Genomic DNA, 13,837 nt, shown 5'->3' with positions numbered 1-13,837 from the left:
TCGGCACCGGGGAAACCCGGTACCGGCGGGCAGGTAGGCTTTCCAGGACCCGTTCGCGGGTCGCCTGCCCCCGTATCCCAATTGGCAGAGGAAGCGGATTCAAATCCCGTTTAGTGTCAGTTCGAGTCTGACCGGGGGCACTGATCCTCGTTCTTGCCGGTCACCCCGGCCACGCCGGGGTCGGTCAAAACTGGGCCGGCCTCCGCAGGGTCGGCAGCCCCGGGGCCGGCCGCCGGCGCGTCTCGCGCAGGATCCGGCGAGGGGCTCGCGGTCCTGGATCTCGAAGCCGACGCGGCCGCCGCACTGGCGACGGCGATGCTGACCAGTGCCGCCGCCAGGATCGCTCCGCCCTCCCCCGGCACCAGCAGGCCGGACCGCGTCCCGATGGTCACGGCCGCCACCGGAACACCGAGTTGGGCGCCGGCCAGCAACGCCAGGGGCAGTGGCTGACCCGCGAAGGCCGCCAGGGCGTGCAGCACGGCCGTACACAGGGCCAGCAGTCCGGCCGCCAGCAGCATCTTCGGGTTGGTGGGGATGGCCCGCAGGTCGAGCGAGGCACCGAGCCAGACGAAGAAGACCGGCGACAGGAACCCGTCGCTGACCGAGAACAATTGCTTGGCAAGACGTCTTGGCTCACCGCGACTGGCGATGACGATCCCGGTGACGAAGCCCGCCAGCATCACCGAGACGCCCAGCGTCTGCGCCAGCCCGGCCAGCGAGAACACGATGATCAGGTTCCAGCGCAGTTCCAGCCCGAAGTGGCGCCGTTTGGAGAGCTTCTGCAACTTCCGGAGCGCCCCCGAGCGGCCCAGCAGCACCATCACCACCAGTACCACGGTGCCCGCGCCGATCACCGCGAGCGCGCCCAGCGCCGCACCCGCCGCCTTCGACGGATTCTCGGCCAACGGCAGCGCCACGATGCAGACCGTGTCCGCGACGGCCACCTGCACGATGGTGGCGATCACCCTGTCGCCGCTCAGGCCTGCACCGTCGATCACCGGCATCACCAGGGCCGCAGAACTGGAGGCCAGCAGCACCGCGTAGAGCAGCCCGTGTCCGGTGCCGGTGACCGCCGCGATCGCCAGCCCCGTCGGCACGGCGAGGATCCCGGTGCCCAGGGCCAGACCGATCCCCCGACCGAGTTGGGCCCGCAGCGCCCGCTTCCGGATCGGCACGTGGCTGCCGGCGACGAGCATCACGAGCGCGAATCCGGCGGAGGCCAGGAACGACAACACGGGGTCGTCGGCGTTGACCCATCCGAATCCGGTACGCCCGCACAGCACACCGACCAGGATCTCGCCGACGACGACCGGGATGCGGAGCCGGGAGGGGGTGGCCAGCACCGGTCCGACCAGGCCGATGGTCAGGACCAGGGCCAACCCGGCCAACGTCATCGAAAATTCTCCTGTCTGCCCGTCAGACGACCCGGATGAGGCCCTCCTGGACCACGGTCGCCAGCATGGCACCGTCCGCCGAGAAGAAGTGACCGGAGGCCAGGCCGCGAGCGCCGGAGGCACTGGGCGAATGCGTGTCGTAGAGCACCCAGTCGTCGACCCGGATCGGCCGGTGGAACCACATCGCGTGGTCCAGCGAGGCCAGCTTGACCTTCCCCCACGAACCGCCCAGCCCGTGGGTGGCCAGGATCGAGTCCAGCAACGTCAGGTCCGAGAGATAGGCCAGCATGCAGACGTGCAGGAGCTGGTCGTCCGGCAACGGGCGGTGGCTGCGGAACCACACCTGGTTCCTGGCCCCTTCCCGGGGTTCGGCCCCGCTGTACCAGGGCGGGTCGTTGACGTATCTGACGTCGAACGGCCGCGGGATCCGGTTCAGCGCGATGAACGGAGAAGAGGCCACCGCGACCCGTTCCTCCCAGGTGGGCAGGGTCTGCGGGGCCGGGACCGATGGCATCGGGTCGCCATGGTCCAGCCCCTCCTGATCCAGCTGGAAGGAACTGGAGAGGGTGAAGATCGCCTTGCCGTGCTGGATGGCCATCACCCTGCGGGTGGTGAACGACCGGCCGTCCCTGGTGCGGTCGACCTCGAAGACGATCGGAACCGCCGGATCGCCCGGGCGGAGGAAGTAGGCGTGCAGCGAATGCACCCGACGATCGTCGGGCACGGTGCGTCCGGCAGCGGTCAGCGCCTGGGCCGCGACCTGGCCACCGAACACCCGCATCGTCGAATTCTCCGGCGAGACCCCACGAAACAGGTTGTCCTCCAACCGTTCCAGATCCAGCAGGGCGATCAGCGCGGCGACTGCGTCGCCACCGTCGGTGGCAGGTTTCGCGTCGGTCACGAGATCACCGTAGTGCCACTGGTCGTCGTGCCGGGGACGGCGGAGTCCTTTCTCACCTGCCGACGACAGCGGCGGCCCACCTCTCGGTGGGCCGCCGCTGTCGGTGTCGATGCCGGGTTTCAGTCCTTGTAACCCAGCCGGTGGACCCGGATCAGGTTGGTGGAACCGGCGGTGTTGGGCGGTGACCCGGCCACGATGACGACGGTGTCGCCCTTGTGGTAGCCGGGCACCTGGAGCATGGCCTCGTCGACGAGTTCGACCATCTCGTCCGTCGTCTCGGCCGGGGTGACCTGGAACGTCTCGGTCCCCCAGGTGAGCGCCAACTGGTTGCAGGTGGACTCGAGGGGGGTGAAGGCCAGCAGCGGGAGGTGGGTGTGCAGACGTGCGAGACGCCGGACGGTGTCGCCGGACTGCGTGAAGGCCACCAGCGCCTTGGCCTCCAGACGCTCGCCGATGTCGCGGGCAGCATAGGACAGGACGCCCCGCTTGGTGCGGGGGACGTGCGTCAGCGGCGGGACGACAGTGGTCTCCGCCTCGACCGCCTCGATGATGCGGGCCATCGTGGCGACGGTGACGAACGGGTACTTGCCGACCGAGGTCTCCCCCGAGAGCATCAGCGCATCGGCACCGTCCAGCACCGCGTTGGCGACGTCGGAGGCCTCGGCGCGCGTCGGGCGGGAGTGCTCGATCATCGAGTCGAGCATCTGGGTGGCGACGATCACCGGCTTGGCGTTCTCCCGGGCGATCTGCACGGCGCGCTTCTGCACGAGCGGGACCTGCTCGAGCGGCAGTTCGACCCCGAGGTCACCGCGGGCCACCATGATGGCGTCGAAGGCGAGCACGATCGCCTCCAGGTTGGCGACGCCTTCGGGCTTCTCCAACTTCGCGATCACCGGGACCCGCTGTGCACCGACCTCGTCGATCACCGCGTGCACGAGGTCGACATCGGCCGGCGAGCGGACGAACGACAGCGCGATGAAGTCGACGCCGAGGGAGAGTGCGAACTTCAGGTCGGAGATGTCCTTCTCGGACATCGCCGGGACGGAGACGTTCATCCCGGGGAGCGAGATGCCCTTGTTGTTGGAGACCGGCCCGCCCTCGGTGACGGTGCAGTTGACGTCGTTGCCGACCACGGTGGTGACGACGAGGCCGACCTTGCCGTCGTCGATGAGCAGGCGGTCGCCGGGTCGGGCGTCGTTCGCCAGGCCCTTGTAGGTGGTCGAGACCCGGTCCGCGGTGCCGATGATGTCGTCGACCGTGATGGTGACCTGGCTGCCGGTCTCCCAGTTGTGGGGGCCGTCGGAGAACCGGCCGAGGCGGATCTTGGGGCCCTGCAGGTCGGCGAGGATGCCGACCGTCTTGCCCAGTTTGGTGGCAGCGGCCCGGACGTGACCGTGGACGATCTTGTGGTCGGCGTAGTCACCGTGGCTGAAGTTCATCCGGGCGACGTTCATGCCGGCCTCGATCAACGAGGTGATCGCTTCGGCGGAGGCGGTGGCGGGGCCAAGGGTGCAGACAATTTTTGCGCGACGATCCATGGGCAGATCGTAACCGCTCTTCTGAACCGATTCCGTCACCGGGGTCACAGTGCACCCCAGTGTTTGCCGAACGGTCGTTTCATGTCTCCGGAGCCGTCTGCATGGATCAACATGGCGAAAATGGGACGGGTGGGACAGAAGTCGTCACTTTCGTCCATGCGTGCAAAGTTGATCCACGCCACACGGGGCCAGCGCAGGGGGGTCAGCGCAGGGCGACGGCGGTGGGCTCGAGGGGGTCGGGCAGGCTGGAGCCACCGGAGAGATAGGCGTCGACCCCGGCCGCGGCGGACCGTCCCTCTGCGATGGCCCAGACGATCAGCGACTGCCCGCGGCCCGCATCGCCGGCCACGAAGACACCGGGCATGTTCGTCATGTAGTCGTCGTCCCGGTTGACGGTGCCCCGGCCGGAGATGTCGATCCCGAGTTCGTCCAGCAGGCCCTCGCGCTCCGGCCCGACGAAACCCAGGGCCAGCAGCACCAGGTCCGCCTTCAGATCGGTCTCCGTGCCGGCAGAGGGGATGAACCCGGTGCCGACCCGCTTGCCCTCGACCAGATGGATCGCGGCGACGTTGCCGTTGACACCTTCGAACGAGGTGGAATTGACACCGAAGACGCGTTGGCCGCCTTCCTCGTGGGCCGCCGAGGTGCGCAGCAGCAGCGGGTAGACCGGCCAGGGCGTGGACGGGTGCCTGGTCAGCGGCGGTTCCACATGGATGTCGAGCTGGGTCACCGAGGCGGCGCCCTGACGGAGAGCGGTTCCGTAGCAGTCCGCACCGGTGTCGCCACCGCCGATGATCACCACGTGCTTGCCGGCTGCATCGATGCTCGTCGAGCTCAGTGTGCCTTCCAGCACCTTGTTCTCCTGGACCAGGTAGTCCATCGCCAGTTCGACACCACCGAGCCGGCGGCCGTCGACCTGGAGTTCGCGCGGGATCGTGGATCCGGTGGCGATGACGATCGCGTGGAAGCTGTGACGCAGATCGGCGACCGAGAGATCGATCCCGACGGCGCAGTGGGTGATGAAGCGGACCCCCTCGGCCGTCATCTGCTCCAGACGGCGGTCGAGCACGTCCCGGTCCATCTTGAATTCCGGGATGCCGTACCGCATCAGGCCGCCGATCCGGCCGTCGCGCTCGAAGACGGTGACGTCGTGACCGGCCCTGGCCAGCTGCTGGGCAGCGGCCAGGCCGGCCGGACCTGACCCGATGATCGCGACCTTCTTGCCGGTGGACACGGCCGCCGGGCGGGGAGCGAGTCCCCCGTCGGCGATGGCCCGGTCCGCGATCTGCTGCTCGACGACCTTGATCGACACCGGGTCGTCGCCGATCCCGAGCACGCACGCACTCTCGCAGGGGGCCGGGCACAGACGGCCGGTGAACTCCGGGAAGTTGTTGGTCGCGTGCAGGCGGTCCGAGGCGTCCTCCCACCGGCCGGTGCGGACCAGTTCGTTCCACTCCGGGATCAGGTTGCCCAGTGGACAACCCTGGTGGCAGAAGGGGATCCCGCAGTCCATGCAACGCGCGGCCTGGGTCTTGGTGTCGCCCTCGCTGAACGGTTCGTACACCTCTTTCCAGTCCCGCAGACGCAGCGGGACCGGACGTCGGGTGGGCGTGTGACGTTCGTACTTCAGGAATCCACTGGGATCAGCCACGGGTCGCCTCCATGATCATCTCGTCGGCGTCGGCACCGGACTCGGCCGCCTTCGCCTGCAGTTCGAGCACTCGCTTGTAGTCGCGCGGCATCACCCGGGAGAACCGGGCGGACTCGGTCTCCCACGCGGCCAGCAGTGCCTTGGCGATCGGCGACCCGGTGTACCGCGCGTGGTCGGCGATCACCTCGCCGAGCCAGAGGACCTCGTCGGCAGCCAGCCCTTCGACGTCCACCATCTCCTTGTTGATCCGCGTCTGGTCGGCGTCGAGCAGGTAGGCGATCCCTCCGCTCATGCCGGCGGCGGCGTTGCGGCCGGTGCGGCCCAGGATCACCACCCGCCCACCGGTCATGTACTCCAGGGCGTGGTCGCCGGTGCCCTCGGTGACCATCAGCGCGCCGGAGTTGCGCACCGCGAACCGTTCCCCGACGCGGCCGCGCAGGTACAGCTCACCCGAGGTGGCTCCGTAGCCGATGGTGTTGCCCGCGATCACCTGGATCTTCGCGCCCGGCGCCTGCGCGGGCGAGTTCTCCGCCGGCCGGACGACGATGTGTCCGCCGGACAGACCCTTGGCCACGTAGTCGTTGGCGTCGCCGGTCAACGTGATGGAGATCCCGTTGGGCAGGAACGCGCCGAGCGACTGCCCCGCCGTGCCGGTGAGTGCGATGGCGATCGTTCCCGTCGGTAGGCCGTCCGGTCCGAAACGCCGGGTCACCTCCGACCCGAGCATGGTGCCGACCGTCCGGTTGACGTTCCGCACGTCGTAGGCCAGTTCGATCGGGGAACCGTACAGCAGGGTCTGGGCGGCCGCCTCCAGGAAGCGGGCGTCGAGCGTGTCGGACAGGTCGTGCCGGGCCGGGTTGGTGCAGCTGTGCCCCGCGTCGATGTCGGCCACCGCCAGCAGCGGGGCCAGGTCCAGCCCGCGCGCCCGGTGGTGGTCGACGGCCGGTGCGATGTCCAGCAGCTCGGCGTGCCCGACGGCCTCGTCGATGGACCGGAACCCAAGGGCCGCAAGGTATTCGCGGACCTGCTCGGCCAGGAACAGGAAGAACGTCTCGACGAACTCGGCCTGGCCGGTGTACCGCTCGCGCAGCACCGGATTCTGCGTTGCGATGCCGACCGGGCAGGTGTCGAGGTGGCAGACGCGCATCATCACGCAGCCGGCCACCACCAGCGGAGCGGTGGCGAACCCGAACTCCTCGGCACCCAGCAACGCGGCGATCACCACGTCGCGCCCCGTCTTGAGACCACCGTCGGCCTGCAGCCGCACCTGCTCGCGCAGACCGTTCAGCCGCAGCGTCTGCTGCGCCTCGGCCAGGCCGAGCTCCCACGGCTGGCCGGTGTGCTTGAGCGAGGTCAGCGGAGCCGCCCCGGTGCCGCCGTCGTAGCCGGCGATGACCACGCGGTCGGCGTGCGCCTTGACCACCCCGGCCGCGACCGTCCCGACGCCCGGCTCTGCGACCAGCTTCACCGACACCTCGGCCTGCGGGTTGGCGTTGCGCAGATCGTGGATCAGCTGCTTGAGGTCCTCGATCGAGTAGATGTCGTGATGCGGCGGCGGCGAGATGAGACCGACACCGGTGGTGGAGTGCCTCGTCTTCCCGATCCACGGGTAGACCTTGTTGCCGGCCAGCTGGCCGCCCTCGCCCGGCTTGGCGCCCTGCGCCATCTTGATCTGGATCTCGTCGGCGTTGACCAGGTACGCGCTGGTCACCCCGAAACGGCCGGAGGCCACCTGCTTGATGGCCGATCGACGGGCCGGGTCGAGCAGTCGTTCGACGTCCTCGCCGCCCTCGCCGGTGTTGGAGCGCCCACCGAGCCGGTTCATCGCGACGGCCAGGGTCTCGTGGGCCTCGATCGAGATCGACCCGTAGGACATCGCTCCGGTGACGAACCGCTTCACGATCCTGTCGATCGGTTCGACCTCGGTCAGCGGGATCGGGGTCCGCACGTCGGTGCGCAACCCGAACAAACCGCGGAGCGTGCCGCCCTTGCGCGACAGCTCGTCGACGGTGTCGGTGTACCGGCGGAACACCGAGACCTGCTTGGTCTTCGTGGCGTGCTGCAGCAGATAGACGGTTTCCGGGTTGAACAGGTGGATCTCGCCCTCGCGCCGCCACTGGTACTGGCCGCCGATCTCCAGTCCGCGGTGCTCGCGCACCGCGCTGTTGGAGACGAACGCCAGCGAATGGCGCTCCAGGATGTCCGCCGCGATGACGGACAGATCGCTCCCACCGGTGCGCGACGTCGTGCCGGTGAAGTACTCGCCGAGCACCGCCTCGTCGATGCCGAACGCGGCGAACACCTGGGCCTGACGGTAGGAGCCGACCGTCGAGATGCCCATCTTGCTCATCACCTTCAGCACCCCCTTGCCGAGCGCGTAGATGGTGTTCTGCACGGCCTTGGCGGGGGTGACGTCACCGAGCAGGCCGGTGACGGCGAGGTCCTCCGAGGACTCCAGCGCCAGGTACGGGTTGACCGCACCGGCTCCGTAACCGAGCAGCAGCGCGACGTGGTGCACCTCGCGGGCATCGCCGGTCTCGGTGATCAGGGCGACCTTGGTGCGCGACTTCTGCCGAACCAGGTGCTGGTGGACGGCCGAGGTCAGCAGCAGGGACGGGATGGGGGCCCGCCTGGCGTCGCAGTCGCGGTCGGACAGCACCAGGATCCTGGCGCCGGCCTCGATCGCGTCGTCCGCCTCCCGGCGGCAACGCTCGAGTGCGGAACGGAGCGCCTCTCCCCCGCCGTCGACCTCGTAGAGACCGGAGATGACGGCGGCCGCGAAGCCGGCCATGTTGCCGTCGGAGTTGACCCCGATCAGTTTGGCGAGGTCGTCGTTGTCGATCACCGGGAACGGCAGGGAGATCTGCCGGCAGGACGACGGGGAGGGGTCAAGAAGGTTCGACTCCGGACCGATCACGCTGGACATGCTGGTGACGATCTGTTCGCGGATCGCGTCCAGTGGCGGGTTGGTGACCTGCGCGAACAGCTGGGAGAAGTAGTCGAACAGCAGACGGGGGCGGGCCGACAGCACGGCCTCCGGAGTGTCGGTGCCCATCGACCCGATGGCCTCGGCGCCGCTCTTGGCCATCGGCGTCAGCAGGATGCGCAGGTCTTCCTCGGAGTAGCCGAAGACCTGCTGCCGGCGCAGCACCGCGTCGTGCGAGGTGACCACGTGTTCCCGGGCGGGCAGGTCGCCCAGCGGCACCAGCCCGGCGTGCACCCAGTCCGCGTACGGGTGCTGGGCAGCCAGTCTCGCCTTCACCTCGGTGTCGTCCATGATCCGTCCGGCCACGGTGTCGACCAGGAACATCCGGCCCGGCTGCAGGCGCCCGCGCTCGACGATCTTCTCCGGCGGGATCGGCAGGACGCCGGCCTCCGACGCCAGCACCACGGTGTCGTCGCTGGTCAACCACCAGCGTCCGGGCCGCAGACCGTTGCGGTCCAGCACCGCTCCCAGCAGCCGGCCGTCGGTGAAGGTGACGCAGGCGGGCCCGTCCCACGGCTCCATCAGCGAGGCGTGGAATTCGGAGAAGCCGCGGATCGCCGGGTCCATCGTGTCGCGGCCGTTCTCCCAGGCCTCCGGGATCATCATCAGCACCGCGTGCGGCAGGCTGCGTCCACCCAGGTGGAGCAGTTCCAGCACCTCGTCGAACGAGCCGGAGTCGGACGCCCCCGGGGGGCAGATCGGGAACACCCGGGTGAGATCGCCCGGGATCAGGTCGCTCTCCAGGAGCGCCTCACGGGCCCGCATCCGGTTGCGGTTGCCGCGCACGGTGTTGATCTCGCCGTTGTGGGCGATGAAGCGGAACGGGTGGGCCAGTGGCCAGGCCGGGAAGGTGTTCGTGGAGAACCGGGAGTGCACGATCACGATCGCGCTCTCGACGCGCCGGTCCCGCAGGTCGTCGAAGAAATCCGGGAGCTGCTGGGTGGTCAGCATGCCCTTGTAGACCATCGTCCGGCTGGACAGGGACGGGAAGTAGACGTCGACATCCACCGCGGCCGTCTCGTTCTCGACGCGCTTGCGCACGGGATAGACGAGACGGTCCAGGGCGATGCCGTAGGGCCGGTGCCCGGCCTCGTCGGCCGGTCCGGCCAGGAACAGCTGCTCGAACACGGGCATGACGTCGAGGGCCATCTGGCCGACGCCGGCGCCGATCGGGTCGGTGGGCACGGTGCGCCAGCCGATCAGCTCGAGACCCTCTTCGGCGACGATCTCGGCGACGATCTGCTTCGCACGCCCGCGTTCCGCGTCGTCCTGCGGCAGGAACGCGGTGCCGACGGCGAAGGCGCAGCCGTCCGGGGAGTTGACGCCGGTGACGACCGGGAGGTCGAAGTCCACCACGGCGCGCAGGAAACCTTCGGGGACCTGGAAGAGGATGCCGGCGCCGTCACCGACCGCCGGGTCGGCTCCGGCGGCACCGCGGTGCTCCAGGTTGATCAGTGCCGTGATGCCGTCGGCGACGATCTTGTTGCTGCGGCGGCCCTTGATGTCGGCCACCGCGGCCACGCCACAGGAATCGCGCTCGAAAGCTGGGTCGTACAGGCCCTGGGGACCTGGAATCGCCGAGTACTTCACGGCAAGCCTCCCGTCGTCGACGTTGCGTTGTCACACCGCGGGCTCGGGAAACGAGCCGGGAGCGAGCGCAGAAGATGATGATGTGAACAGGGAGGACATCAAAGGGGTGACCGTCGATGCTCCTACCGCGACCCAGGCGGTGGATGGTGCCGTGGGTCACCAGGACGACGGTGGCCCAGTTAACGGCAGATTACAGGACTGCCGCGAAACGAACACCACACCAGTGCTTTTGCACAGGTGATCCACGCCGCTCGGACGCAACGATCAGGTCCCAGGGCGGTGATCAGGCACATTACCGGCGGGTATTTCGCCCTCGGCCCGGGATTCGGGGTCTGCGTCACTTTCGACCGGTGCCACCGCGTCCGATTTGATGCCCGAATCGTGACCTTCGACGTCCGAATCGTGATCTTCGATGACCGAATCGTGACCGGGCCCGTCGACGTCTGCCCCGAAGGTGTCGACCTCACCCGGTCCGAGTTTGGGTGGCCGGCCGACCAGCAGCGCCGGGTTCTCCCGTTGCACGCCGCGGCGGGCGATCAGGACCACCACTGCGACGACGAACATCAGGATCGAGGTGAAGACATTGATGCGCAGGCCGAGGAAGTGGTTGGCGGTGTCGATCCGCAACGCCTCGATCCAGCCGCGGCCCAGGGTGTAGCCGGCCACGTACAGCCAGAACACCTGCCCCCGCCCCAGTCGGAACTTGCGGTCGGCCCACACCAGCAGGGCTGCGATCACCAGGTTCCACAGCAGTTCGTACAGGAACGTCGGGTGGTAGGTCCCGCACAGGACGGTCGGGTCGGCCTTGATGTAACTGGTCGGGAACTCGGGTGCGACGTTCGGCAGCCCGCAGTCCGCCTGGGTGCCGGCGACGCCGCCTGGGGTGCGCAGGTAGACGTCCAGACCCCAGGGCAGGGTCGTCCTCGCGCCGAACAGCTCCTGGTTGAAGTAGTTGCCCAGCCGGCCGATCGCCTGCGCGACGATCAGGCCGGGCGCCACCGAATCGGCGAAGGCCGACAGCGGGACCTTGTAGTAGCGGCAGCCGATCCAGGCCCCGAGCCCACCGAGCGCGACGGCCCCCCAGATGCCGAGGCCGCCGTCCCAGATGGCGAACGCGTTCCAGGGATTCCGGCCGGGCCGGAAGTACAGCTCGTTGTCGGTGATGACGTGGTAGAGCCGCCCGCCGACGAGGCCGAACGGCACGCAGAACACCGCGATGTCGGTGACCCGGCCGGGCCGGCCGCCGCGGGCCACGAAGCGACGGTTGCCCCAGATCACCGCCACGACAATGCCGAGAATGATGCAGAATGCGTAGGCGCGCAACGGAAGCGGCCCGAGGTAGAGCACCCCACGCGGGGGCGACGGGATGCTGGCCAGACGCGGTACCGCGAGCTGGACGCCCGTCGCGATCGAACCCGGGATCACCGGCTGCTCGCGACGGGCCGGTCCGAGCGGGTGACCGAACGGACCCCGTCGGCCAGTTCCTGCGCCAACGCACCGACGGCCGCCGCACCGTCGCCGGCGGCCGAGACGAACGCACTGCCGACGATCACGGCGTCGGCGAAGGCGGCGATCTGGGCGGCCTGCGCCCCGGTGCGCACTCCGAGCCCGACACCGATGGGCAGGCCCGTCAGGTCCCGGCACCTGGCCACCAGGCCAGGGGCGGCCGAGGAGACCTGGTCGCGCGCGCCGGTCACGCCCATGGTGGAGGCGGCGTAGAGGAACCCACGGGTGGCGGCGGCCGTCAGGGCGATGCGCTCGGCGGAGGACGACGGCGCCACCAGGAAGATGGGGTCGATCCCGTGACCGCCGGCCGCGGCGAGCCAGTCGCCGGCCTCGTCGACGATCAGATCGGGGGTGATCACACCGAGCCCGCCGGCCGCGGCCAGATCGCGGGCGAAGTTCTCGACCCCGTAGGCCAGGATCGGGTTGAAGTACGACATCACGACGGCACGGCCGCCGGCGGCGGCTACCCGCTCGACGACGGTGAAGGTGTCACGAAGACGAAAACCGTTGGTGCGAGCCATTTCTGCTGCGGCCTGGATGACCGGACCGTCCAGTACCGGGTCGGAGAACGGCACGCCGACCTCGACCAGGTCGCAGCCGCCCGAGATCATCGCGGTCAAGGTGTCCGCCGACGCGTCGACCGTGGGGAACCCGGCCGGCAGATATCCGATCAACGCGGCCCGGCCCTCCGCGTGGGTGGCGGCGAAGACCTCGGAGAGTCCGGACATCAGTGCTCCGATGCGGGGGCGGCGACCGGGTCGGCCACGGTGGAGGTGAGGGATTCGATCAGCTTCACGTCATCGATCTGGTGGGCCGGTGCACCGGACTTCGAGTCACCAAGGCCGAACCACTCCATCGCGGTTTCCATGTCCTTGTCGCCGCGGCCCGAGACGTTGATCAGCACGATGCCGCCCGGACCGATCTCCTTCGCCAGTTTCACCGCTCCGGCGATGGCGTGAGCGGACTCGATGGCCGGGATGATCCCCTCGGTGCGGCTGAGCAACGCGAACGCGTCCATTGCCTGGGTGTCGGTGATGGAGCGGAACTCGGCCCGGCCGATCTCCGCGAGGTGGGCATGCTCCGGCCCGACGCCCGGATAGTCCAGACCGGCGGAGATGGAGTGCGACTCGACGATCTGCCCGTCGCCGTCCTGCAACAGGAACGACCGCGCGCCGTGCAGCACGCCGACCGTGCCGCCGCTGATGGTCGAGGCATGACGGCCGGTCTCGATGCCGTCGCCACCGGCCTCCATGCCGACCAGGCGGACGGAGGCGTCGTCCAGGAACGCATGGAACGCACCGATCGCGTTCGAGCCACCGCCGACGCAGGCCACCACTGCATCGGGGAGGCGACCGGTCATGTTCAGCACCTGCTGACGGGCCTCGAGCCCGATGATGCGCTGGAAGTCGCGGACGATCAGGGGGAACGGGTGGGGACCGCCGACGGTACCGAACAGGTAGTAGGTGTCCGCCACGTTGGTCACCCAGTCGCGGAAGGCCTCGTTGATGGCGTCCTTGAGCGTGGCCGATCCGGAATCCACGGCAACGACCTCGGCGCCCAGCAGGCGCATGCGTGCGACGTTCAGCGCCTGCCGCTCGGTATCGACGCGACCCATGTAGACCGTGCACTGCAGGCCCAGCAACGCGGCGGCGGTGGCGGTGGCGACACCGTGCTGACCCGCTCCGGTCTCGGCGATGACCCTGGTCTTGCCCATCCGTTTGGTGAGCAGGGCCTGTCCGAGCACGTTGTTGATCTTGTGACTGCCCGTGTGGTTGAGATCCTCGCGCTTGAGCAGGATCCTGGCACCGCCCACGTGGGCGGTCAGCCGCTCTGCATCGGTGACCGGGCTCGGCCGTCCGGCGTAGTCCTGGGCGAGCCGGTCGAGCTCGGCGAGGAATTCGGGATCGATGCGGGCCTTGCTGTAGGAGTCCCACACCTCGTCCAGCGCGCCGACCAGCGCCTCCGGGAGCCACCGGCCCCCCATCGTGCCGAAGTAGCCTCGCGCGTCCGGGTCGTGGGCGGTGCCACCGATCCCTTCCGACGGTCGGGGCAGACCATCCGGCCGGGGCCCGCGCAGGTTGCTGCGGGCCGAGGCTGTCGGCGCAGCTGAAGGTGTCGGCGCAGAGGTGGCCGTCGGCGCAGACGTGGGCGTCGGCGCAGACGTGGGCGTCGGCGCAGACGTGGGCGTGGGCGTGGGCGTGGTCAGGCTGTCAGCGGCAGTACTCACGAGAGAATCGGCTCCAAACTCGATCGGTGTTCGCTCCGGCCGAC

General features: G+C 69.1%; 8 protein-coding genes and 1 tRNA gene. 1 reads left to right on the top strand and 8 read right to left on the bottom strand.

What is annotated here, in order from left to right; genetic code table 11:
- The first annotated feature begins 66 nt into the window (after positions 1 to 66).
- A tRNA-Leu gene (locus H7F38_RS16000) sits at positions 67 to 140 on the top strand.
- Here the strand turns inward: H7F38_RS16000 and H7F38_RS15995 are convergent.
- The 8 genes from H7F38_RS15995 to trpB form a co-directional block, all read right to left on the bottom strand.
- On the bottom strand, positions 117 to 1,394 hold the full coding sequence (locus H7F38_RS15995; RefSeq protein WP_187090781.1) for a cation:proton antiporter: 1,278 nt from the start codon (positions 1,392 to 1,394) through the stop codon (positions 117 to 119). The two genes, H7F38_RS16000 and H7F38_RS15995, sit on opposite strands and share 24 nt — an antisense overlap.
- 22 nt (positions 1,395 to 1,416) lie before the next feature.
- The gene (locus tag H7F38_RS15990) at positions 1,417 to 2,295 is read right to left on the bottom strand and encodes an acyl-CoA thioesterase II (RefSeq protein ID WP_255498007.1); all 879 of its coding nucleotides are present in this window, start codon (positions 2,293 to 2,295) and stop codon (positions 1,417 to 1,419) included.
- A 119-nt stretch (positions 2,296 to 2,414) separates the two neighbouring features.
- Positions 2,415 to 3,833 carry a pyruvate kinase gene (gene pyk, locus H7F38_RS15985; RefSeq protein WP_187090780.1) on the bottom strand — a complete coding sequence of 473 codons (1,419 nt, stop codon included), beginning with the start codon at positions 3,831 to 3,833 and terminating at the stop codon, positions 2,415 to 2,417.
- A 202-nt stretch (positions 3,834 to 4,035) separates the two neighbouring features.
- Entirely contained in the window at positions 4,036 to 5,484 is a 1,449-nt protein-coding gene (locus H7F38_RS15980) for a glutamate synthase subunit beta (RefSeq protein ID WP_187090779.1), read from the bottom strand.
- Positions 5,477 to 10,060, bottom strand: a complete 4,584-nt coding sequence (gene gltB / locus H7F38_RS15975) for a glutamate synthase large subunit (protein ID WP_187090778.1) — start codon at positions 10,058 to 10,060, stop codon at positions 5,477 to 5,479. Before gltB ends, H7F38_RS15980 begins: the two co-directional genes overlap by 8 nt.
- A 264-nt stretch (positions 10,061 to 10,324) precedes the next feature.
- Positions 10,325 to 11,485: a prolipoprotein diacylglyceryl transferase gene (gene lgt / locus H7F38_RS15970; RefSeq protein WP_255498006.1), complete on the bottom strand. Its 1,161-nt coding sequence runs from the start codon at positions 11,483 to 11,485 to the stop codon at positions 10,325 to 10,327.
- On the bottom strand, positions 11,482 to 12,294 hold the full coding sequence (trpA, locus tag H7F38_RS15965; RefSeq protein WP_187090777.1) for a tryptophan synthase subunit alpha: 813 nt from the start codon (positions 12,292 to 12,294) through the stop codon (positions 11,482 to 11,484). The genes lgt and trpA overlap by 4 nt, the downstream gene beginning before the upstream one ends.
- A complete protein-coding gene (trpB, locus tag H7F38_RS15960; protein WP_222618710.1) occupies positions 12,294 to 13,550 on the bottom strand; it encodes a tryptophan synthase subunit beta in 1,257 nt (418 codons plus the stop codon). The genes trpA and trpB overlap by 1 nt, the downstream gene beginning before the upstream one ends.
- Positions 13,551 to 13,837: the final 287 nt, after the last annotated feature.

Origin of the sequence: Nakamurella sp. PAMC28650 (assembly GCF_014303395.1) — a bacterium.
Lineage (GTDB): Bacteria > Actinomycetota > Actinomycetes > Mycobacteriales > Nakamurellaceae > Nakamurella.
This window is presented reverse-complemented; position numbering and strand designations above follow the sequence as displayed.